We start from the raw sequence: 20762 nt of genomic DNA, 5'->3' as shown, positions 1-20762 counted from the left end.
GGGATGGGAGCGTCGATGACCGATATCCTGCCTGCGACCTGGCCGGCCACGGCCCGCGACCCCGAGTTGCGCCGCGCCCCGGCCGCCTTCCGCACCGCCCTCCGCGTCGCCGTGGAGAACTGGGCGGCCGGCGACCTGACCTTCGTCCTGCCCTCGGGCAAGCCGCTGCGCATCGTCGGCAAGGCGCCGGGCCCGGACGCGGTGATCCGCATCCATGACTACCGGTTCATCCGCCGGGCCCTGGCGGCCGGGGACATCGGCTTCGCCGAAGGCTACATGGCCGGCGAGTGGGACACGCCCGACCTGTCGGCGGTGCTGGAGGCGTTCTCGCTGAACTTCGACCGGCTGACGGCCCTGGTCCGCGGCAATCCGGTGATGCAGGCGGTCAACAAGCTCTACCACCTCTTTCATCGCAACGATCGGGTGGGCTCCAGGAAGAACATCCACGCCCATTACGACCTGGGCAACGCCTTCTATTCCCGCTGGCTGGACCCCAGCATGACCTATTCCTCGGCCCTGTACGAAGAACCCGGCCAGCCGCTGGACCAGGCCCAGCGCGCCAAGTACGCGGCCCTGGCCCGGTCGATCGGCCTCAAGCCCGGCCAGCACGTGCTGGAGATCGGCTGCGGCTGGGGCGGCTTCGCCGAGTTCGCGGCCCGGGAAGTCGGCGCCAAGGTCACCGGGGTGACCATCTCCCAGGCCCAGCACGACTTCGCCAAAAAGCGATTGTTCGACCAGGGCCTGGCCGAGAAGGCCCAGATCCGGCTGATCGACTATCGCGACGTTCAGGGCCAGTTCGACAGCGTCGCCTCGATCGAGATGTTCGAGGCGGTAGGCGAGGAATACTGGCCCACCTATTTCGGCAAGATCCGCGAGGTGCTGTCGCCCGGCGGCCGGGCCGGCCTGCAGATCATCACCATCCGCGACGAGCTGTTCGCCAAGTACCGCAGCCACACCGACTTCATCCAACGCTACGTCTTCCCGGGCGGCATGCTGCCCAGCGAGGCGCGCCTGAAGCAGGAGACCGCCGCCGCGGGCCTGGCCTGGACCGACATCAACCGCTTCGGCCAGAACTACGCCGACACCCTGGCCGAATGGGCCATGCGGTTCGAGGCGGCCTGGGACGACATCAAGGGCCAAGGGTTCGACGAGCGGTTCCGCCGGCTGTGGCGGTTCTATCTCAGCTATTGCGAGGCCGGGTTCCGCACCGAACGCACCAATGTGATCCAGCTGGGCCTTTCCCGCGCCTAAAAGAGGGGCCCAGACCTGGCGAAGGCCGGCGTCCATCCCGACCTCTGATCTGTATCAACAGCGCGAGCGCGCGTGCGAGGTCGGCGCGATGAACCTCTATACCCTGGTCCTGGATTTCCACGGCGGCACCTACATCACCCAGTTCGACGCTGCGACGGCGACGGACGCCGTCGCCGCCTGGTGCAAGGAGCTGGAGGACGAGCAGTTGCTGGGCGACGCCTCGTTCCCCGTGGCTGAGGGCATCATGGTCGACGCCATCGAGAACCATCTGGTCGAGGTCGAGGGCCTGCACGGCGCCTGGTGCGCGGCCGCCTCGGTCAACGGCGCTCTGGCCTTGCTGAACGTGATCATCACCCAGCGGCTCGATTGACCTGCGCTGAAACCGTCCGGGGCGTCTTCAGGAAATCTGGCCTTGCCTGAGGACCGCGCGTCACGATCTACCCTACCACCTCCCGACCGGCCGGACTGAAGAGATGACCGTAAAGACCAGCGTCCTGGACGCTATCGGCGATACGCCGCTGATCCGCCTCAACCGCGCCAGCCAGGCCACCGGCTGCGAGATTCTCGGCAAGGCCGAGTTCATGAACCCCGGCCAGTCGGTCAAGGACCGCGCCGCCCTGGGGATCATCCGCGACGCCGAGGCGCGCGGCCTGCTGCGGCCCGGCGGCCGGATCGTCGAGGGCACGGCCGGCAACACCGGCATCGGCCTGGCCATGGTCGCCTCGGCCCTGGGCTACAAGACCACCATCGTCATCCCGCGCACCCAGAGCCAGGAGAAGAAGGACGCCATCCGCCTGCTCGGCGCCGAGCTGGTCGAGGTGGACGCCGTCCCCTACTCCAATCCCGACAACTACGTCCGCTATTCGGGCCGCCTGGCCGAGGAACTGGCGAAGACCGAGCCAAATGGGGCGATCTGGGCCAACCAGTTCGACAATGTCGCCAACCGCCAGGCCCACTTCGAGACCACCGGGCCGGAGATCTTCGAACAGACCGACGGCGGGGTGGACGGCTTCATCTGCGCCATCGGCTCGGGCGGCACCCTGGCCGGCGTCGCCGCCGCCCTGCGGGCCCGCAAGCCATCGGTGAAGATCGGCCTGGCCGATCCGCACGGCGCGTCGCTGTACAGCTGGTACGCCGAGGGTGAGCTGAAGTCGGAAGGGACCTCGATCAGCGAGGGCATCGGCCAGGGCCGGATCACCGCCAACCTGGAAGGCCTGGCGATCGACCATCCGTTCCGGATCAGCGACGAGGAGATGCTGGAACAGGTCTTCGACCTGGTGCAGCACGAGGGCCTGTGCCTGGGCGGCTCGACGGGGATCAACGTCGCGGGCGCTGTGCGCATGGCCAAGGCGATGGGGCCGGGCCACACCATCGTGACCATCCTCTGCGACCATGGCTCACGCTACCAGAGCAAGCTGTTCAACCCCGCCTTCCTGGCCGAGAAGGGCCTGCCCACCCCGCCCTGGATGTAGGGCGTCCCGCGACCCGCCATGCGGGCGCCGCGCCGGGAGCTGACCAAAAAGTTGCAGAACTCAACCGTCCGGTGCAGGATCACGCCAAGTCGCACCGGGAGGGCCTGATGGCTTGGAAGGGTATTGTCGGCAAGAGCTTTTCACCCGAGTCGTTCGAGACCTACTGCGAGGCTTTGACCTGGTCGGCCTGGCGGCCGAAGTTCATCGCCCTGCACAACACCGGCGTGCCCTCGCTGGCCCAGAGGCCGCAGGGCTTCACCCAGACCCACATCGCCAACCTCGAGGCCTATTACCGCGACAATCAGAAATGGAGCGCGGGGCCGCACCTGTTCGTCGACGACCGGCAGATCTGGGTCTTCACGCCGCTGACGGTGTCGGGCGTCCACTCCCCCAGCTGGAACAGCATCGCCCTGGGCCTGGAGATGCTGGGCGACTACGACAAGGACCCGTTCGACGGCGGCCGTGGCGCGGCGGTGCGCGACAACGCCGTGGCGGCCATGTCCACGCTCTCGGCCGTGCTGGGCCTGGACCCCACGACCATGAAGCTGCACCGCGAGGATCCGGCCACAACCCACGCCTGCCCGGGCAAGAACGTCAAGAAGCTCGACGTCATTCAGCGCGTGCAGGAGAAGATGGTCCAGGAAACCAAGGAGCACTCGCTGCACGAGGCGCATCCGTAGTTTTCTCCCCGGATCGGGGGAATGCGGAAAGGCGGGCTCGGCGCCTTGCCCCTCAAGGCCGATCGCGTGATCTTGCCCGCCTTCTCGAAGGGGCGAGTCAGACCCCGAAAGGCCCTGCGATGACCCATGCCGATCCGCTCGTCTCGACCGCCTGGCTGGCCGAGCATCTCGACGCCCCCGACGTGCGCGTGGTCGACGGATCCTGGCACATGCCGGCCGCCCAGCGCGATCCGAAGGCCGAGTACGACCGGGCCCACATCCCCGGGGCGGTGTTCTTCGACATCGACGACATCGCCGACGAGACCTCCGACCTGCCGCACATGCTGCCCTCGCCGATCAAGTTCGCTTCACGGGTCAAGAAGCTGGGCCTGGGCGACGGCTCAAGGATCGTGGTCTACGACACCAGCGGCATACTGCCCGCCGCTCGGGTCTGGTGGGAATTTCGCGCCATGGGCCACGAGGACGTGGTGGTGTTGGACGGCGGCCTGCCCAAGTGGATCGCTGAGGGCCGCCCTGTCGACGACCTGGCCGTCACGCCGCAGGAGCGCCACTTCACGCCGCGCTACCAGGCCGACATCGTCCGCTCGCTGGACCAGATGAAGCGCAACCTGGAGAAGTCGCCTGAAGATCGGGGTCGCGAGCAGGTGATCGACGCCCGCGCCGCCGGCCGCTTCGAGGGCCGCGACCCCGAGCCCCGCGCCGGCCTGCGCGGCGGCCACATTCCCGGTTCGCGCAACGTGCCGCTGTCGGCCCTACTGGCCGCCGACGGGACCCTGCTGCCGGCCGACCGGTTGGCGGCCGTGTTCGAGGCCGCCGGGGTCGACATCGATCGACCAATCGCCACCACCTGCGGCTCGGGCATCACCGCCGCCGTGGTCGCCCTGGCTCTGGCCCGCCTCGGCAAGCCTCGGGCGGCGGTCTATGACGGCTCGTGGACGGAATGGGGCGGCCGCGAGGACGTCCCGGTGGCGACGGGGGCGGCGGTCTAGCCGAGCAACGGGAGAAGCGTGGCGTCACACCGACTCCCACAGCCGCAGCTCGCGCCCCGCCACGCCCTCCGCTTCGACCGGCAGTTCGCGCAGCCAGGACGCCTGGGCGAAGGCCCGGTTGCTGGTCGAGACCGAGGCCACCACGATCCGCCGCCGTCGCGCCTCGGCCTTGAGCCGCGTCAGCACGGGGGGCAGGAGGCGCGGCAGCACGGCGTTCATCATGCAATAGACGTCAGCGGCGGGCCACGGCGCCGTCAGCAGGTCGCCGGCCGCGAAGCTCACCTGGGCCAGGCCCAGAGCCCGCGCCGCTCGCGCCGCCTCCTCCGCGCGCTCAGGCACCAGCTCCAGCCCGTAGGCGGCCAGGCCATGGCGCAGGCCCCCATAGAGGCCGAACCGCCCATAGCCGCTGCCCAGGTCCAGCAGGCTGAGGCCGGGACGCACCCGGAGTTCGGGCTTCAGGACGCGGTAGAAGGCCCGCACCACCGCATAGGCCAGATCGCCCTGGTCGAAGCGCTGCACGCCATGCCGGTCCAGCAGGCGCAGGGTGTCGAGCCGGGCCTCGACCGCCGCGATGCGCAGGCCCAGGGCCGCGTCGAGCTCGGCGTCGACGATCGGCGCATCGTCGCGATCCCGGGCCAGGATCAGCCGCCGCGCGGCTTCCGGATTGACGTCCAATCCGCCCTCGATGGCGTCCATGGCCCCCTCCCCATCGGCTGAAGGATATAATCGCTATACTATCATAAAATCTCTATACAGCCTTTAGTTGACAAAGCTGCAGGTTTCCCTGAACCTCGCGGACAGGAGGAAGGATCGCGATCTTTCTCCGCCGCCACGGCGTGATCGGCCGTGGCGCGCCATCGACAGTGCCGCTTATCGCCTCAATCCGCCGCCGAACGCTCTCCAGACGGGATCGCAGCCTCGACGCCTAGCGCCGGGCCGGCGACGCCTGCGCCCGCGCTCGGCCCGGCCCAACCCCGGAGTCTCCCATGACCCCCATCCCGCTCTACGGACAAGCCATCACTGACGCCATCGCCGGCGGCGACCTGGATCAACTGCGCAAGCTGCAAGCCCTCGCCGAGTCTCATGTGGAGGAGCACGGCGACATCGGCGCCCTGCTGACCCAGCTCAAGGTCGAGATCGCCAAGCTGAAGCGCTGATCGCGCCAACCTGAAACACGCCCCTGAAACCACGCCCAAGGACAGGCCCCGGGGCGACGGAGGAAACACCATGAGCATCAAACCCTACGGCGTCGCCGTGACCGACGCGATCGCCTCGGGCGAGCTGGCCCGCCTGAAGGAAGCCGAGGCCGCCGCCGAGGCTCACCTGAAGGAATACGGCGATATCCCCGCCCTGCTGGCGGTGCTGAAGGTCGAGATCGCCAAGCTCGAGAAAAGCCGCGGCTGACGCCGTCCCCCCAACCCTTTCCCATCGGAGGTCATGACCATGGCCATCGTCATTCTGTACGGACAAGCCATCACCGACGGCATCGCCAAGGGCGATCTGGCCGAACTGCAGCGCCTGCACGACCAGGCCGAGGCCCACTTGCGGGAATATGGCGACATCCCCGCCCTCCTGGCCCTGCTGAAGGTGGAGATCGCCAAGCTGGAACGCGGCCGCTGAGGCCCACCCCGCCCTCCCCCCCGGGACGCGCGGCCTGACCGCGGCGCGTCCCGATCTTTTCCCATCCCGCGCCCCTGAAGGATCGACACGATGACGGACGCGATCTCGCTCGACGCCGACGCGCGGCCCCCCGTCACGACGCCCCCCGTTACGACGCCCTCGGTCACGACGGCCGTCGGCAAGCCCGTCCGCTACCGGCTGGAGCGCGACTATACCGAGCTGGTGCCCGTCCATGTGGTCTGGGAAGTCACCCTGGCCTGCAATCTGAAATGCCAGCACTGCGGCTCGCGAGCCGGCCGGCCGCGATCGGACGAGCTGACCACCGCCGAGGCGCTGGAGCTGATCGACCACTTGGCCGCCCTGGGCACGCGCGAACTGACCCTGATCGGCGGCGAGGCCTATCTGCGCCGCGACTGGATCGAGCTGATCCGCCGCAGCCGCCAGCACGGCATCCGCACCGGCGTCCAGACCGGGGCTCGCAACCTGACCGACAAGCGCCTGGACGAGGCGGTCGAGGCGGGGCTGCAGGGCCTGGGCGTGTCGATCGACGGCCTGCCCGACCTGCACGACCGGGTGCGCGGCGTGCCCGGCTCGTACGATCAGGCGATCGACGCCCTCAGGCGCGCCAAGGCCCGGGGCCTGGCCGTCTCGGTCAACACCCAGATCGGAGCCGAGACCGCGGCCCACCTGCCCGAGCTGATGGACCGGATCATCGAAGCCGGCGCCACCCACTGGCAGATCCAGCTGACGGTGGCCATGGGCAACGCCGTCGACAACCCGGAACTGCTGCTGCAGCCCTACCAGTTGCTGGACGTCATGCCGCTACTGGCCCGGCTGTACGACGAAGGCCAGGCCCGGGGCCTGCTGATGGTGGTGGGTAACAACATCGGCTATTTCGGCCCCTACGAGCATATCTGGCGCGGGTTCGGCGACGAGACCGACCACTGGAACGGCTGCTCGGCCGGCCAGACCGGCATCGGCATCGAGGCCGACGGCACGATCAAGGGCTGCCCGTCCCTGGCCACTTCGCTCTACACGGCCGGCAATGTCCGCGACATGACCGTGGCCGACATCTGGCGCCACAGCGAGAAGATGAGCTTTGGCCGCCTGCGCGACGTCGAGGAACTGTGGGGCTATTGCCGCACCTGCTACTACGCCGATGTCTGTCGGGCCGGCTGCACCTGGACCTCGGAATCGCTGCTGGGCAAGCGCGGCAACAACCCCTACTGCCACCATCGCGCCCTGGACCTGGCCAAGCACGGGCTGCGTGAGCGGGTGGTCAAGATCAAGGAGGCGCCGCCGGAAAGCTTCGCGGTGGGCGAATTCGCCCTGATCACCGAGGCCATCCCCGGCGCGGAGGCGACGCCCCTGCCCGTCCGCGATCCGGCGGCGGTGCACGTCGCGCCGCGCGAGCGCTCGGCCGCCGGCGGCGCCCTGCCGCCCAGCCTCAAGCCCTGCGCGGCTTGCGCCCACTATATCTGGCCGCACGAGACGACCTGCCCGCACTGCCAGGCCGACGTCGCCGAGGCCGAGGCCGGCCGCCAAGCCGACACCGAACGCCGCCGCGCCCTGATCGCCGAGGCGACGCGGGTGCTGGGCAGGCTGGGCGTGGGGGCGTAGCCGGGGACAGGCGCATGCGCCTGTCCCCCGACCGCATCTTGAGCCCCCCGTCAGGTCCGCTCTCCGTTCAGCCAGGATTTCCGGCCTTGAACCGGCTCGCCCCCGCGCCGTAAACCACCGGGTGTCGCCGTCGTCGCCCGAGTCCCCCATGCCCCTGGATGAAGAAACCCGCCTGGTCCGCAAGGGCGCTCCGCCCAAGGGCGGCTCGGTGCTGGCCCGCACGGTCAATCCGCCGGTCCAGCGCGGCTCGACGGTGCTGATGCCCAACGCCGCTTCGCTCTATGACGACAGCCAGCTGACCTACGGCATCACCGGCCTGTCCTCGCCGGCCAACCTGCAGCTGGCCCTGGCCGAGCTGGAGGGATCGCCGGACGTGACGCTCTACCCCTCAGGCCTGGCGGCGATCACCGGCGTCATGCTGGCCCTGCTGAAGGCCGGCGACGAGATCCTGGTGGTCGACAGCGCCTACCGGCCCACTCGACGGTTCTGCGACCGGGTGCTGGCCCGGTTCGGCGTCGCCACCACCTATTACGATCCGGCCCTGTCGCCCGACGCCCTGATGGCGCTGTGCACCCCGCGCACCCGACTGATCCTGCTGGAGGCCCCGGGCTCCCTGACCTTCGAGATGCAGGACATCCCGGCCATCGCCGCCGCCGCCAACGCCCGCGGCGTGCTGACGATGATCGACAACACCTGGGCGGCCGGCTTCTACTTCAAGCCCCTGGCCCACGGGGTGACCATCAGCGTCCAGGCCCTGACCAAATATGTCGGCGGCCATTCGGACGTATTCATGGGCAGCGCCGCCACCGCCGACAACGTGATCGGCAACCAGCTGGGCGACGCGATGTGGGACATCGGCTGGTCGGTGTCGCCCGACGACGCCTATACCGTGCTGCGCGGCCTGCGCACCCTGGCCACCCGCCTGCCGGCCCACCAGGCCAAGGGGCTGGAGATCGCCCGCTGGCTGCAGTGGCGGCCCGAGGTGGCCCGCGTGCTGCATCCCGCCCTGGAGACCGATCCCGGCCATGCCCTGTGGAAGCGCGACTTCACCGGCGCCTGCGGCCTGTTCGGCGTGGTGCTGAAGCCTGCGTCGCAGAAGGCCGTCCACGCCTTCCTCGACGCCCTGGACCTGTTCGGCCTGGGCTTTTCCTGGGGCGGCTACGAAAGCCTGGCCATCCATTGCGACCCGCAGCTGAAGAACCGCACCGGGCCGGTGAACCTGGAAGGCCCGCTGCTGCGCCTGCACGTGGGCCTGGAGAACACGGCCGACCTGATCGCCGACCTGGAACGCGGCTTCGCGGCCCTGAACGCCTAAATCGAGGCGGGACGGCGCGGTCGCGAAGGTCTAGAGCATTTTCAAGCGAAGTGGCCTCCGGTTCGCGTGAAGAAAATGCGCGAAAACAAAAACCTAGACCTCCATCCTGACGAAGTCAGGACGAAGGTCTAGACAACCGCCTCGTTCGAAAGGCCTCGACCATGACCGTCCACATCGCCCTGCTGCGCGGCGTCAACGCCGCTGGAAACCGCCTGGTCACGGCGGACGAGCTGACCGCCCTGCTGACCGACCTGGGCCATGCCGACGTCCGCGTCGGCCCCAAGGTCGGCGACCTGGTGTTCGCCAGCGGCGAGCAGACGGGCGCCGAGCTGCAGACCCAGATCGAGACCGCCCTGATGGAGCGGTTCGCCCTGCGGACCGATGTCTATGTGCGCACTGCCGACGCCTGGCGGGCCCTGGTCGCCGCCAACCCGTTCCCCGAATTCGCCGCCCAGGATCCCGGCTGGCTGATGACCCTGTTCCTGAAGGACGCCCCGGACAAGAAGGCCGTCGGCGCCTTGCGCACGGCGATCCGCGGCCGCGAGCAGGTGCGGGCCGAAAGCCGCCAGCTCTACGCGACCTATCCGGACGGGATCGGCGGCTCGAAGCTGACCAACGGCCTGGTCGAGAAGACCCTGGGAACGCGGATCACCGGCCGGCCGTGGACGACCGTCCTGGCGCTGGAGGCGATGCTGGGCGGCTAAGCCCTGGTTCTGGGCAATCTGAGCAGCATCCACGCCAGCCCCACCCCGGCCACCCCGATGACCGAGGTCGCATAGGCCGCCCCGGCCAGGAAGCCGCTCCAGGCCAGCTCCAGCTTGGCGAAATAGCGGGCCAGCAGCAGGGAGACGCTGCCGACATAGCCGCAGGAATCGGCGACATAGATCAGGAACCCCGCCGTCCCCACCTGGCCCGTGGCGGCGATCAGCCGGTCGAACAGCATGCCGTTGAACGGGGTGTAGGCCATGTAGATCCCCGCGCCGGTGGCGATCATCCAGGCCACGGGCCCTAGCAGGCCGACCTGCCGGCCCAGGGTGGCGGCGCCCAGCAGGGCGAAGCCCAGGGCCACGAAGGCGAAGTTGAAGCCGACCGCCCGGCGGTTGTCGCGCACCAGGCTCAGCACGCCCAGCCCGGCCAGTACGATGGCCGCGACCGGGATCTCGGACAGCGAGAAGATCGCCGCGGCGTTCTTGAAGCCCAACTCGGCCCAGATCTCGGCGGCGAAGTTGTCGCGAAAGTCCCGAAGCGCCGTCAGCAGCACGTAGACAAGCACCAGCAGGACCAGGGCCGGAGCGTGGGCCGCGAACATGGCGGCGCGGGCCCTGGCGTCCATGGGCGCGCGGCGCACGCGGGCCGCCTCGTCGGCCGGCGACGGCGGCGGCAGCTGGGTCAGGGCCGCCACGGCCAGCAGCAGCAGCGGCGTAAATATCAGGCCGGTCAGGGCCGGCATCCAGCGCTCGTCGACGCCCTGCAGCAGCAGGCCCTTGCCCACCGACTTCACTACGCCCGAGGCCAGGATGAAGCTGGCGCACAGCATGGCCCCCAGCACCTCCGACAGCCGCCGCCCCTCGACGAAGCCGAACACCAGCCCCCAGATCATGCCCAGGCAAAGGCCGTTGACGAACAGGGCCGGCGGACCGGCGACCGCCGGTCCCAGGCTCAGGCCCAGCAGCGACAGCTCGGCCCCGCCGATCAGGACCAGGATGGCCAGCCAGCGCCGCTCGGGCCGCATCTCGGAGATCACCTTGATGCCGATGATCTTCGACACGGCGTAGCCGGCGACCTGGGCGATCACCAGGGCCACCTTGAAGTCGATGGCGAGCGGCCAGCCGGCCATGTGGTCGTAATGGGCGGCCGTGAACGGCTTGCGATAGGCGAACATCGAGAAATAGGCCGCGAAGGCCGCCAGCCCGCCGTAGACGGCGAAGGCCCAGGGCGGCGCCGTGGCCAGGGCGCGGGTGATCGGGCTTCGACTCGGTGTTGCGTTCCCCATGCCCCATGGGCGGGCCGAAAGGGGAGATCCGTCAAGCCCGGCGGGGACGCGCCCTTGCAGCGTGTCCCATTTAGCGCCGGACTTGGTGGGGACACGCCGCAAGGGCGCGTCCCCGGCTCGCTAGGCCGTCCGCGCCAGCAGCGCGTCCTGGTCCGTATCGACAGCCTGGGCCTGGGCGGCCACCTCGCCGACGACGATGACCACCGGGCCGCCGTGGCTGTCCAGGCGTTCGGGCAGAGTCTCCAGCGTACCGTGGAAGATCCTGGCGTTGGCCCCGCCCGCCTGCTCGATGGCCACGGCCGGGGTGCCGGGCGCGCGGCCGGCGGCGATCATCCGCGCGCACAGGGCCTGGGCCACCTCGCCGCCCATATAGACCGCCAGGGTCGCCTGCGGATCGCCGGCCGCGCTCCAGTCGCCGCTGAGCGTCCCGGCCTCCAGCCGCGCGGTGGTGAACACCACGCGCCGGGCCTCGCCGCGATGGGTCAGGGGAAAGCCGAACTGGGCGGCGGCGGCGCAGGCGGCGGTGACGCCGGGCACCACCTCGACAGACACGCCGTGCTCGCGCAGGAAGGCCGACTCCTCGCCCACCCGGCCGAACACCGAGGGGTCGCCGCCCTTCAGCCGCACGACGCGCAGGCCCTTGCGCGCCAGGCGCAGCATCAGGCGGTTGATCTCGTCCTGGTGCATGCTGGGCTTGCCGGCCCGCTTGCCGGTCTGGATGCGCACGCAGCCGGCCGGGGCCAGGGCGATGGCCTCGTCGCTGATCAGGGCGTCGTAGAGCAGCGCCTGGGCGCTCTCCACCGCGCGCACGGCCCGCAGGGTCATCAGGTCGACCGGACCGGGACCGGCCCCGACGAGCAGGACTTGGGCGGCGTCAGACATGGGCTGGCTCCTTGGCGGGAACGGCGGCGGTCGCGGCGATCATCCGGGCGATCTCGGGACGGCAGGACCCGCAGTTGGTCCCCGCCCCTGTGGCGGCGCCGACCGCGTCGGGGCTGGCGGCTCCGGCGACGATGGCGGCCTGCACCGCCCTGGCGCCGACCTTCAGGCAGGCGCAGACCAGCGGCCCCTTGTCGACCGGCGCGCCGGGCGGACGGCCGAACAGCAGGGCCGAGCGGGCGTCCTGGCTCAGCTCGGACTCGGCGAACAGCTCGGCCAGCCAGTCGCGCGGCGGCAGGCGGCCATTGATCGTGATGTACAGGACCGCCACCAGCCGGCCGTCGCGCAGCCAGGCGTCGCGCCGCGCGCCGGTGGCGACGTCCTCATAGGTCACGAGTTCGCCGACGAGACCCTTGACGAGCCCCTTGCGCAGGGCGGCGCGCTCGACTTCGTCGCCCCGGCCGGCGAACTCGTGTTGCTGGCAGGCGTCCTGGGGAATGCGCCGCCAGACGAGGTCCAGACCCGACGGAAGGGCGAGGCTGTCCCGCGTGAGGAAAAAGCCCTTCCAGGTCTCGCGATAGGGGCGGAGCCGGGCGGGGGTGTGCTTGAACTCCGGCTGGCCGGACGTGGGGTCGAGGTTGGGCGCGATCAGGTGATTGGAACGGCCGGACGGCGCGAAGGCGTCGGTCCAGTGCATCGGCATGAACAGGCCGCCGGGCCGCTGGCGTTCGGTGACCTTGGCCAGGGCCACGGCCTCGCCGCGCACCGTGATCACTCGGGCCAGAGCGCCGTCCTGGACGCCCAGGGCCTCGGCGTCGGCCGGGTGGACCTCGACGAACGGCTCGGGGGCGTGGCGACACAGGTCCGGGGCCAGGCCGGTGCGGGTCATGGTGTGCCACTGGTCGCGGATGCGGCCGGTGTTCAGCGACAGCGGATAGGCCGCGTCCATCGCGTCGGCGGGGCCCTTAGGCCGGATGGGGACCATTCGGGCGCGGCCGTCGGGGGTTTGGAAGCGGCCGTCGGTGAACAGGCGGGGCGTCCCCCGGCCGTCCGCCCGGACCGGCCACTGGATCGGCAGGAGTTGGTCGTAAGTCTCTGGCGTCAAAGTCGAAAGTCCCGCCAGGTTCAGGACGCGACCGGTCTCCTCGCCGGTATTCTCATAGGCTGTCAGGCGGGCCCATTCGCGAAACACGCTGGCCTGGGAGGACCAGCCGAAACCGTCGAAGCCCATGGCCTGGGCGACGTCGGCCACGATCCGCCAGTCGGCGCGGGCCTGGCCCGGCGCGGGGAACAGCGCCCGCTGGCGCGAGATCCGGCGCTCGGAATTGGTGACCGTGCCGTCCTTCTCGCCCCAGGCGAGGGCCGGCAGCTTGACGTCGGCGAAGGCCGTGGTGTCGGTCTCGACGCAGTCGGACACCACCACGAACGGACAGCGGTCCAGCGCCTCGCGGACCCGGCCGGCGTCGGGCAGGCTGACGGCGGGATTGGTGGCCATCACCCACACGGCCTTGATCTTGCCGGCGTGGATGGCCTCGAACATGTCGACGGCCTTCAGGCCCGGGGCCCGGGCGGTGTCGGGCGCGCCCCAGAAGCGGGCCACCCGGTCGCGATCGGCCGGGGCGAAGTCCATGTGGCCGGCCAGGGTGTTGGCCATGCCGCCGGTCTCGCGCCCGCCCATGGCGTTGGGCTGGCCGGTGATCGAGAACGGACAGCTGCCGGGCTTGCCGATCCGGCCGGTCGCCAGGTGGACGTTGAGAATCGACAGGCCCTTGGCGGTGCCCTGGGCCGACTGGTTGGCCCCCATCGAGAACAGGCTGACTGTCTTGGGATTGTCCGCGAAGAGCTTGTAGAAGCTCAGCAAATCGTCGAACGCTACACCGCAGTCGGCGGCCACGGCGGCGGGCGACTGGTCGAGCTCGCCCAGCGCCGCCTCGACCACCTCGAAGCCGTTGACGTGGGCGGCGATGTAGTCGCGGTCGACGGCGTCGATGCGGATCAGGTGGGCCAGCAGGCCGTTCCATAGCCGCACGTCGCTCTGTGGCGCGATGGCCAGGTGCAGGTCGGCGCCCTCGGCGGTGTCGGTGCGGCGCGGGTCGATGACCACGTGCTTCTGGCCGCGCGCCTTGGCGGCTTCCATGCGCCGGAACAGCACCGGGTGGGTCCAGGCGGCGTTGTGGCCGCTGAACACCACCAGGTCGGCCAGGTCCAGGTCCTCGTAGCAGCCGGGCACCAGGTCGGCGCCGAACGCCTGCTTGTGCGCCGCCACCGCCGAGGCCATGCACAGGCGGCTGTTGGTGTCGATGTTGCCCGAGCCGATGAAGCCCTTCATCAGCTTGTTGGCGACGTAATAGTCCTCGGTCAGGATCTGGCCCGAGACGTAGAAGGCCACACTGTCGGGACCGTGCCTGGCGATGGTGTCCCTGAAGCGCTTGGCCACCAGGGCCGTGGCGTCGGCCCAGCTAGCGGTCTTGCCGTTGACCGTCGGCTCCAGCAGCCGGCCCTGCAGCCCCACCGTCGCGCCCAGCGCCGTGCCCTTGGAGCACAGGCGGCCGAGGTTGGCGGGGTGGGCCGCGTCGCCGGCCACCGACAAGGCCCGGCCGTCCGAGGACGGCGCTTGGCCGACCGCGCCCGACACGCCGCAGCCCACCCCGCAATAGGGGCAGGTCGTCTTGACGAGCGCGGCGGCCGAACCGTCAGCCATGGAGATCAAGGCTCAGCAGCAGGCGGCCGTCGCGCACCTCCAGCGGCACCACGGGCGTGCAGCCCTTGCCCTTGTCGGCGCCCATCGGCTCGCCGCTGGCCAGGTCGATGTTCCAGGCATGCAGCGGGCAGCTCACCGCCCGGCCATGGACGATGCCCTGGCTGAGCGGACCGCCCTTGTGCGGACAGGCGTCCATCAGGGCGAACACCTCGCCGTCGCCGGTGCGGAAGATAGCGATGTCGCCGCGCGGGCTGGGCACCCGGCGCGCCCCGCGACGCGGGATGTCGGTCACGGCGCCGACATCGACCCAGACGGGGACCTTCACATGCGCGTTCATGCGGGAACGAACTCCATCCGGCGGCTCATGGGGGTGAATTCCTCGGTGTGGCGCCCGGCCACGCGCTCGGCCCACGGATCGATGCGGGCGAAGCGCTGCGAGAAGACGAACCGGTCGTAGAGCGCCTTGCGCTGGTCGGGATCGGTGACCTGCGCCTGGATGCTCTCCAGGCCCACGCGCGCCATCCACTTGTAGACCCGCTCCAGGTACCAGCCTTCCTCGCGGTACAGCTGCATCGCCGCGGCGATCACCCAGACGGCTTCGTCCTCGGTCGCCACCCGGGTCAGCACCTGGGTGCCCTGGATATGCAGGCCGGCGGCGCCGCCGATATGGATCTCGTAGCCGCTGTCGACGCAGACCACGCCGAAGTCCTTGCAGGTGGCCTCGGCGCAGTTGCGCGGACAGCCCGACACCGCCAGCTTGACCTTGGCCGGCGCCCAGGAGCCCCACAGGAACTTCTCCAGGCGGACGCCCAGGCCCGTGGAATCCTGGGTGCCGAACCGGCACCAGTCGCTGCCGACGCAGGTCTTCACCGTGCGCAGGCCCTTGGCGTAGGCGTGGCCGCTGACCATGCCCGCGGCGTTGAGGTCGGCCCAGACGGCCGGCAGGTCGTCCTTCTTGACGCCCAGCAGGTCGATCCGCTGGCCGCCAGTGACCTTGACCGTCGGGATGGCGAACTTGTCGGCGACGTCGGCGATCGCCCGCAGTTCGTCGGGCGTGGTCACCCCGCCCCACATCCGCGGCACGACGCTGTAGGTGCCATCCTTCTGGATGTTGGCGTGGACGCGTTCGTTGATGAAGCGCGACTGCTTGTCGTCGCGGTATTCCGACGGCCAGGCGCACAGCAGGTAGTAGTTCAGGGCCGGCCGGCACGACGAGCAGCCGTCGGGCGTGGTCCATTCCATCGCCTGCATGACGGCCGGCATGGACTTCAGCTCCCACTCGACGATGGCCTTGCGGACGTCGGAGTGCGGCTTGTGCGTGCACTTGCACATCGGCTTGGGGCCGGTCTGTTCCTTGAAGCCGTCGCCCAGGGTCAGCTTCAGCACCTGCTCGACCAGCGGCGTGCACGAGCCGCACGAGGCCGAGGCCTTGGTGACCGCCTTCACGTCGTCCAGGGTCGTCAGGCCCTGGGTGGTGATGGCCGAAACGATCGAACCCTTGCAGACGCCGTTGCAGCCGCAGATTTCCTGCGTGTCGGGCATGGCCGCAACGGCGGCGTTAGGGTCCAGGCCGGACAGCCCTTCCGTGATGGCCTGGCCGAAGATCAGGGTTTCGCGGATGTCGGTGACCGTGGTCCCGGCCCGCATCAGGTCGAAGTACCAGTTGCCGTCGGCGGCGTCGCCGAACAGCACCGCCCCGGCCACCTTGCCATCCTCGATGACCACGCGCTTGTAGACGCCGCGGCCGGCGTCGCGGAACACGATGTCCTCGCAGCCTTCGCCGCCCGAGAACTTGCCGGCCGAGAACACGTCGACGCCCGAGACCTTCAGGCGGGTCGACAGGACCGAGCCCTCATAGGCCCCCTCCCCGTCGGTCATCGACTCGGCCAGCGAGCGGCACATCTCCCAGATCGGCGCGACCAGGCCGTAGCAATTGCCCCGGTGTTCGGCGCATTCGCCGACCGCGAACACCGCGGGATCGGAGGTGCGCATGGCGTCGTCGACCACTATGCCGCGATTGACGGCCAAGCCGGCGGCGCGGGCCAGAGCGGCGTTGGGCTTGATGCCCACGGCCATGACCAGCAGGTCGCACGGCAGGGTGCGGCCGTCCTTGAGCTTGAGGCCGGTCACCTGGCCGTTCTCGCCGACGATCTCCTCGGAGTGAGCGCCCATCACCGTCTCGACGCCGCGCTCCAGCAGGGCCTCGCGCAGCAGGAAGCCGGCGCTTTCGTCCAGCTGCCGCTCCATCAGGACGTCCATCAGGTGGACGACCGTGGCGGACATGCCGCGGCGGGCCAGGCCGTAGGCGGCCTCCAGGCCCAGCAGGCCGCCGCCGATGACCACGGCCTTGGCGCCGGGCTTGCCTGAGGCGGCGACCATGGCCTCGACGTCGTCCAGGTCGCGGAAGGTGACCACGCCCTTCAGGTCGATGCCCGGCAGCGGCAGGCGGAACGGGTCGGAGCCCGTGGCCAGGATCAGCTTGTCGTAGGGAACTTCCAGCCCGCCCTCGGCGACCACCTTGCGGCCTTCCAGATCGACCGCCGTGACCGCCCGTCCGGCGTGCAGGGCGATGCCGTTGTCGGCGTACCAGGCCTCGTCGTTGATCACGATGTCGGCGAAGGACTTTTCCCCCGCCAGCACCGGCGACAGCATGATGCGGTTGTAGTTCACCCGCGGCTCGGTCCCGAAGATGGCGATCTCGTAGCGGTCGGGATCGCGCTTGAGGACTTCCTCGACCGCCCGGCAACCGGCCATGCCGTTGCCGATGACGACCAGCTTTTCCTTGGTCATGGTTTTGCTCACTGGGAAAAGGATCAGACGCGGACCGGAGCGGCGGAGTCGCCGTGCAGGGTGGGCCAGACGGCCCGCCAGCGGGCCTTCAGGCTGTGCAGGGCCACCAGGGCGAACACCGCCAGGGCCGCGAAGCCGAGGAAGCCGACCTGGTAGGAACCGGTCATCTTCTTGGCCATGCCCAGGCTGGAGGCCAGGTAGAAGCCGCCGACGCCGCCGGTCATGCCGATCAGGCCGGTCATGACGCCGATCTCCTTGCGGAACCGCTGGGGGGCCAGCTGGAAGACCGCGCCATTGCCGGCGCCCAGGGCCAGCATCGAGAACATCAGCACCGCCAGGGCGACATAGGCCGAGGGCATCTGGAAGCTGGCCGTGGCTAGGCCGGCGGCGGCCAGGGCGAAGACGACGCTCAGGGTCCGCACCCCGCCGAAGCGGTCGGCCAGGGCCCCGCCGACCGGGCGGATGAACGATCCGGCGAACACGCAGGCGGCGGTGAAGAAGCCGGCGGTCACGGGCGAGAGGCTGTATTCGGCGTTGAAATAGATGGTCAGGGACGAGGCCAGGCCGACGAAGCCGCCGAAGGTGACCGCGTACAGCAGCATCAGCCACCAGGCGTCCGGAACCTTCAGCACGTCCAGGTACTCGGCCAGCTTCTTGGGCGCGGGCTGCTCGGGGGCGTCCTTGGCCAGAAGCATGTAGATGACGAAGGCGACGGCCAGCGGGATGGCCGCCATGCCGATCACGTTCTGCCAGCCGAAGGTCTTGGCCAGGATCGGCGCGAACAGGGCGGCCAGGGCGGTGCCCGAATTTCCGGCGCCGGCGATGCCCAGGGCCAGGCCCTGGTGCTCCTGCGGATACCAGCGCGAGGCTAGCGGCAGGGCGACGGCGAACGAGGCGCCGGCCACGCCCAGCACCAGGCCCAGGGCCAGCACCTGGTGATAGTTGTGGATGCCCAGGAACCAGGCGAGGACCAGGCCGGCCAGCACGATCAGCTGACCCATCATCCCGGTCTTCTTGGGGCCGATGCGGTCGACCAGCACTCCGTTGACCAGGCGCAGCACCGCGCCGGCCAGGACGGGAATGGCCACCATCAGGCCCTTCTGGGCGGGATCGAGGTGGAAGTCCTTGGCGATGGCCACGCCCAGCGGGCCCAGGATCACCCAGACCATGAAGCTCAGGTCGAAATACAGGAACGCGGCGAACAGGGTCGGGGCGTGGCCGGCCTTCAGGAAATCACGAGAGAGCATGGTATGCCTCGGATGTGCGTGTCTGCGAGAGCGAGGCGCGGGCGCCTCAGGCGGGTGACCGCATCCGAGCGGTCGTCTCTGGCAGCCACGGACGCCGTTGTCCGAAGGCTTGGTGCAAGTGAAGGCGCGGAAGGCGCACGGAGTCACGCGCCATGCTGCGTTGCGGCGCGATCCGAGCCGCATCGTCCAGTTGCTCAGCAAATAGGCGGCGGCGCTGCTTGAAACATGAGCAAAACAAACAGGCTCAATGCGTCGGAATCAATGGACTCGCCGCCGTGGCGCAGCCCTCGCCCCCGCCCGTCATCCGCGGACTTGTTCCGAGGAAGACGGGCGTAGGCGGCGAACGGCCCTGGATACTCCGATGCGGAACCTAACCTGCCCGCCCGACCGCGAACGACGCCGCATAGGCCCGGACATCGGCGGGGTCGAAACGCGCCCCGTCGAACAGGGCCGAGGCCGGCGGCGCGGCGTCGGCGAACACCTGGGCCGGCTCCAGCACTGGTCCCAGCGACAACGCCGCCTCGCGGAACAGGTCCGGGCGGTAGACCCGGTCGGCCACGGCGGTCAGGTCGAGGTCCGCCTCCACCTGTCCCCAGCGCACCATCTGCGACAGGAACCACAGGGCGTGCTCGCGGCGCGGCAGGCCGGCGGCGTTGCGATGGAAGACGATCTCGGACTTCAGGGCCCGGGCCACGATCTCAGGCTCGACCCCCACATGGTCGGGACGCGACAGCAGGGCCACCAGCTCGGCATGGTTGCCCGGCTCGTCGGCCCAGGCCGCGGCGCGGATCAGGGCGCGCAGGGCCGCCCGCAGTTCGTCGCCATGGCGTTCAGCCCAGGCGGCGGTGACGCCGAACACCTTGTCCGGGCCGCCTGGCCAGAACTGCGAGGCCTTGATCAGCGACTCGCCCAGGCCCTCGTCGACGGCGGCGGCGTTCCAGGGCGCGCCGACGCAGAAACCGTCGATTTCGCCCGAGCGCAGATGCTCGACCATGCGCGGCGGCGGCGTGACCACCAGGCGCACGTCGCGGTCGGGATCGATCCCCGCCTGGGCCAGCCAATAGCGTAGGAAGTAGTTGTGCATCGAATGGGGGAAGACGACGGCGAAGGTCAGTGGCGGGGCGCCCTGCTCCCGCCGGCGCGCGACCACCGCCGCCAGGGCGTGGGCGGTGACCAGCGGCGCCGCCAGGGCGCCGGGGTCGGCCTCGGCCATCAGCGCGGCCAGCTGGATGGAGACGGTGATGGCGCTGCCGTTCTGGTTCAGGGCCAGGGGCGCCAGCATCGACCCGCCCTCCAGACCCGCCGGAGCCAAGGCCGTGGGGGCCAGCATGTGGGCGCCGTCCAGCGCTCCGACGGCGACCTTGTCGCGGATGGTCGCCCACGAGGCCTCGCGGCTCAGCGCCACCTCCAGCCCCTCCTCGGCGAAGAAGCCCTGCGCCTTGGCCACCACCAGGGGCGCGCAGTCGGTCAGGGGGATGAACCCCAGCGTCAGGTCGGCCAGTCCGCTCACGAGGCGTCGCCCTTCAGCACGCCGGCGAAGGCCAGCAGGTCGGCGGCGATCTGGCCGATCGGCTTGCCGCGATCCATGGCCAGCTTTCGCAGCAGCCGATAGGCGCCGTCCTCGTCCAGGCCCCGCTCCTTCATCAACAGTCCCTTGGCCCGTTCGACGGTCTTGCGCGATTCGAGGTCGGCCTTGGCCTTGGCCAGGTCGCCGTGCAACTGCTGGGTCAGGGCGAAGCGGCTCATGGCCACGTCCAGGATCGAGCGCACCCGGCTCGGGGCCAGGCCGTCGACCACATAGGCCGCCACCCCGGCCCGCACGGCCTGCTCGGCCAGGCCGGGTTCGGAGCGGTCGACGAACATCACCACCGGGCGCGGATTGTGCTGCCCGGCCTCGCGCAGGCTTTCCAGCGTGTCGCGGTCGGGGCTGTCGGCGGCGATCACCACCACGTCGGGGGCGAAGGCCGCGGCCTCGCGCTCGTCGAACACGGCCGCGCGGCGCACCTCCAGCGGCTGCACGCCGGCGAGCCCCTCGGCCACGAGGGCGGCGCGCGCGGGATCGGGATCGATGACGAGGACGCGCATGCCCTTCGCCCTAAGGCCCTCCGGCGACGGGTGGGAGCGGCGAAGGTTCATCGCGGTCGGAGTTGCTCAATCAGCCTGGTATTTGCACAGCCTAGCCTGAAATAGCGGCGCCAAACGAGC

The 20762-nt window shown here is 70.1% G+C and carries 20 protein-coding genes; 11 read left to right on the top strand and 9 right to left on the bottom strand.

Going from position 1 to position 20762, the window contains the following annotated elements; translation table 11 throughout:
• The first annotated feature begins 15 nt into the window (after window positions 1-15).
• From ASD47_RS04140 to sseA, 5 genes are all read left to right on the top strand, one after another.
• Window positions 16-1251, top strand: coding sequence for a cyclopropane-fatty-acyl-phospholipid synthase family protein (locus ASD47_RS04140; protein ID WP_056752067.1), 1236 nt, complete (start codon window positions 16-18; stop codon window positions 1249-1251).
• An 88-nt stretch (window positions 1252-1339) separates the two neighbouring features.
• Window positions 1340-1621, top strand: coding sequence for a hypothetical protein (locus tag ASD47_RS04135; protein WP_056752064.1), 282 nt, complete (start codon window positions 1340-1342; stop codon window positions 1619-1621).
• Between the two features lie 103 nt (window positions 1622-1724).
• Window positions 1725-2723 carry a cysteine synthase A gene (locus tag ASD47_RS04130; RefSeq protein WP_056752060.1) on the top strand — a complete coding sequence of 333 codons (999 nt, stop codon included), beginning with the start codon at window positions 1725-1727 and terminating at the stop codon, window positions 2721-2723.
• A 107-nt stretch (window positions 2724-2830) separates the two neighbouring features.
• On the top strand, window positions 2831-3403 hold the full coding sequence (locus tag ASD47_RS04125) for an N-acetylmuramoyl-L-alanine amidase (RefSeq protein WP_156402102.1): 573 nt from the start codon (window positions 2831-2833) through the stop codon (window positions 3401-3403).
• 119 nt (window positions 3404-3522) lie between these two features.
• A complete protein-coding gene (gene sseA / locus ASD47_RS04120) occupies window positions 3523-4392 on the top strand; it encodes a 3-mercaptopyruvate sulfurtransferase (RefSeq protein ID WP_056752055.1) in 870 nt (289 codons plus the stop codon).
• Between the two features lie 24 nt (window positions 4393-4416).
• Here sseA and ASD47_RS04115 read toward each other — a convergent pair whose 3' ends face one another.
• Window positions 4417-5088, bottom strand: coding sequence for a hypothetical protein (locus tag ASD47_RS04115; RefSeq protein WP_056752052.1), 672 nt, complete (start codon window positions 5086-5088; stop codon window positions 4417-4419).
• A 290-nt stretch (window positions 5089-5378) separates the two neighbouring features.
• Between ASD47_RS04115 and ASD47_RS25975 the strand changes: the two genes are divergently transcribed.
• The 6 genes from ASD47_RS25975 (at window position 5379) to ASD47_RS04095 (ending at window position 9651) form a co-directional block, all read left to right on the top strand.
• Window positions 5379-5549: a DUF1843 domain-containing protein gene (locus ASD47_RS25975; protein WP_082564450.1), complete on the top strand. Its 171-nt coding sequence runs from the start codon at window positions 5379-5381 to the stop codon at window positions 5547-5549.
• Window positions 5550-5619: 70 nt separating this feature from the next.
• Window positions 5620-5796, top strand: coding sequence for a DUF1843 domain-containing protein (locus tag ASD47_RS25970; protein WP_081942491.1), 177 nt, complete (start codon window positions 5620-5622; stop codon window positions 5794-5796).
• A 39-nt stretch (window positions 5797-5835) separates the two neighbouring features.
• Window positions 5836-6012 carry a DUF1843 domain-containing protein gene (locus tag ASD47_RS04110; protein WP_081942498.1) on the top strand — a complete coding sequence of 59 codons (177 nt, stop codon included), beginning with the start codon at window positions 5836-5838 and terminating at the stop codon, window positions 6010-6012.
• Between the two features lie 90 nt (window positions 6013-6102).
• On the top strand, window positions 6103-7632 hold the full coding sequence (locus ASD47_RS04105; RefSeq protein ID WP_082564449.1) for a GDL motif peptide-associated radical SAM/SPASM maturase: 1530 nt from the start codon (window positions 6103-6105) through the stop codon (window positions 7630-7632).
• A gap of 154 nt (window positions 7633-7786) precedes the next feature.
• Window positions 7787-8947 (top strand): cystathionine beta-lyase, encoded by a 1161-nt coding sequence (gene metC, locus ASD47_RS04100; RefSeq protein ID WP_056752205.1) that lies wholly within the window; start codon window positions 7787-7789, stop codon window positions 8945-8947.
• Between the two features lie 161 nt (window positions 8948-9108).
• Window positions 9109-9651 (top strand): DUF1697 domain-containing protein, encoded by a 543-nt coding sequence (locus ASD47_RS04095; protein ID WP_056752049.1) that lies wholly within the window; start codon window positions 9109-9111, stop codon window positions 9649-9651.
• Here the strand turns inward: ASD47_RS04095 and ASD47_RS04090 are convergent.
• The 8 genes from ASD47_RS04090 to ASD47_RS04055 form a co-directional block, all read right to left on the bottom strand.
• Window positions 9648-10940, bottom strand: a complete 1293-nt coding sequence (locus ASD47_RS04090; RefSeq protein WP_056752046.1) for a DUF5690 family protein — start codon at window positions 10938-10940, stop codon at window positions 9648-9650. The genes ASD47_RS04095 and ASD47_RS04090 overlap by 4 nt on opposite strands.
• A 120-nt stretch (window positions 10941-11060) precedes the next feature.
• Entirely contained in the window at window positions 11061-11822 is a 762-nt protein-coding gene (gene cobA, locus ASD47_RS04085) for a uroporphyrinogen-III C-methyltransferase (protein WP_056752042.1), read from the bottom strand.
• Window positions 11815-14520, bottom strand: a complete 2706-nt coding sequence (locus tag ASD47_RS04080) for a nitrate reductase (protein ID WP_056752039.1) — start codon at window positions 14518-14520, stop codon at window positions 11815-11817. Before ASD47_RS04080 ends, cobA begins: the two co-directional genes overlap by 8 nt.
• Window positions 14513-14857, bottom strand: coding sequence for a nitrite reductase small subunit NirD (gene nirD / locus ASD47_RS04075; RefSeq protein WP_056752034.1), 345 nt, complete (start codon window positions 14855-14857; stop codon window positions 14513-14515). The genes ASD47_RS04080 and nirD overlap by 8 nt, the downstream gene beginning before the upstream one ends.
• Window positions 14854-17310 carry a nitrite reductase large subunit NirB gene (nirB, locus tag ASD47_RS04070; protein ID WP_369800252.1) on the bottom strand — a complete coding sequence of 819 codons (2457 nt, stop codon included), beginning with the start codon at window positions 17308-17310 and terminating at the stop codon, window positions 14854-14856. Before nirB ends, nirD begins: the two co-directional genes overlap by 4 nt.
• Before the next feature lie 23 nt (window positions 17311-17333).
• Window positions 17334-18557: a NarK/NasA family nitrate transporter gene (locus ASD47_RS04065; RefSeq protein WP_056752032.1), complete on the bottom strand. Its 1224-nt coding sequence runs from the start codon at window positions 18555-18557 to the stop codon at window positions 17334-17336.
• Window positions 18558-18927: 370 nt separating this feature from the next.
• Window positions 18928-20067 (bottom strand): CmpA/NrtA family ABC transporter substrate-binding protein, encoded by a 1140-nt coding sequence (locus tag ASD47_RS04060; RefSeq protein WP_056752030.1) that lies wholly within the window; start codon window positions 20065-20067, stop codon window positions 18928-18930.
• Complete coding sequence (locus ASD47_RS04055) at window positions 20064-20642, bottom strand: ANTAR domain-containing response regulator (RefSeq protein WP_028039058.1); 579 nt, start codon at window positions 20640-20642, stop codon at window positions 20064-20066. Before ASD47_RS04055 ends, ASD47_RS04060 begins: the two co-directional genes overlap by 4 nt.
• Window positions 20643-20762: the final 120 nt, after the last annotated feature.

It is taken from the genome of Caulobacter sp. Root1472, assembly GCF_001426985.1.
Taxonomy (GTDB): Bacteria; Pseudomonadota; Alphaproteobacteria; order Caulobacterales; family Caulobacteraceae; genus Caulobacter; species Caulobacter rhizosphaerae.
Note: the sequence above shows the minus strand (reverse complement) of the source record. Positions and strands in the feature narration are given on the sequence as shown.

Excerpts from the sequence above, each read along its gene's own strand:
- ASD47_RS04090 (WP_056752046.1), bottom strand. The coding sequence starts at position 10,940 with ATGGGGAACGCAACACCGAGTCGAAGCCCGATCACCCGCGCCCTGGCC.
- ASD47_RS25970 (WP_081942491.1), top strand. The coding sequence starts at position 5,620 with ATGAGCATCAAACCCTACGGCGTCGCCGTGACCGACGCGATCGCCTCG.
- ASD47_RS04105 (WP_082564449.1), top strand. The coding sequence starts at position 6,103 with ATGACGGACGCGATCTCGCTCGACGCCGACGCGCGGCCCCCCGTCACG.
- ASD47_RS04065 (WP_056752032.1), bottom strand. The coding sequence starts at position 18,557 with ATGCTCTCTCGTGATTTCCTGAAGGCCGGCCACGCCCCGACCCTGTTC.
- ASD47_RS04055 (WP_028039058.1), bottom strand. The coding sequence starts at position 20,642 with ATGCGCGTCCTCGTCATCGATCCCGATCCCGCGCGCGCCGCCCTCGTG.
- ASD47_RS25975 (WP_082564450.1), top strand. The coding sequence starts at position 5,379 with ATGACCCCCATCCCGCTCTACGGACAAGCCATCACTGACGCCATCGCC.
- nirB (WP_369800252.1), bottom strand. The coding sequence starts at position 17,310 with ATGACCAAGGAAAAGCTGGTCGTCATCGGCAACGGCATGGCCGGTTGC.
- ASD47_RS04125 (WP_156402102.1), top strand. The coding sequence starts at position 2,831 with ATGGCTTGGAAGGGTATTGTCGGCAAGAGCTTTTCACCCGAGTCGTTC.
- ASD47_RS04140 (WP_056752067.1), top strand. The coding sequence starts at position 16 with ATGACCGATATCCTGCCTGCGACCTGGCCGGCCACGGCCCGCGACCCC.
- cobA (WP_056752042.1), bottom strand. The coding sequence starts at position 11,822 with ATGTCTGACGCCGCCCAAGTCCTGCTCGTCGGGGCCGGTCCCGGTCCG.
- ASD47_RS04130 (WP_056752060.1), top strand. The coding sequence starts at position 1,725 with ATGACCGTAAAGACCAGCGTCCTGGACGCTATCGGCGATACGCCGCTG.
- nirD (WP_056752034.1), bottom strand. The coding sequence starts at position 14,857 with ATGAACGCGCATGTGAAGGTCCCCGTCTGGGTCGATGTCGGCGCCGTG.
- ASD47_RS04135 (WP_056752064.1), top strand. The coding sequence starts at position 1,340 with ATGAACCTCTATACCCTGGTCCTGGATTTCCACGGCGGCACCTACATC.
- ASD47_RS04115 (WP_056752052.1), bottom strand. The coding sequence starts at position 5,088 with ATGGACGCCATCGAGGGCGGATTGGACGTCAATCCGGAAGCCGCGCGG.
- ASD47_RS04080 (WP_056752039.1), bottom strand. The coding sequence starts at position 14,520 with ATGGCTGACGGTTCGGCCGCCGCGCTCGTCAAGACGACCTGCCCCTAT.
- ASD47_RS04110 (WP_081942498.1), top strand. The coding sequence starts at position 5,836 with ATGGCCATCGTCATTCTGTACGGACAAGCCATCACCGACGGCATCGCC.
- ASD47_RS04095 (WP_056752049.1), top strand. The coding sequence starts at position 9,109 with ATGACCGTCCACATCGCCCTGCTGCGCGGCGTCAACGCCGCTGGAAAC.
- sseA (WP_056752055.1), top strand. The coding sequence starts at position 3,523 with ATGACCCATGCCGATCCGCTCGTCTCGACCGCCTGGCTGGCCGAGCAT.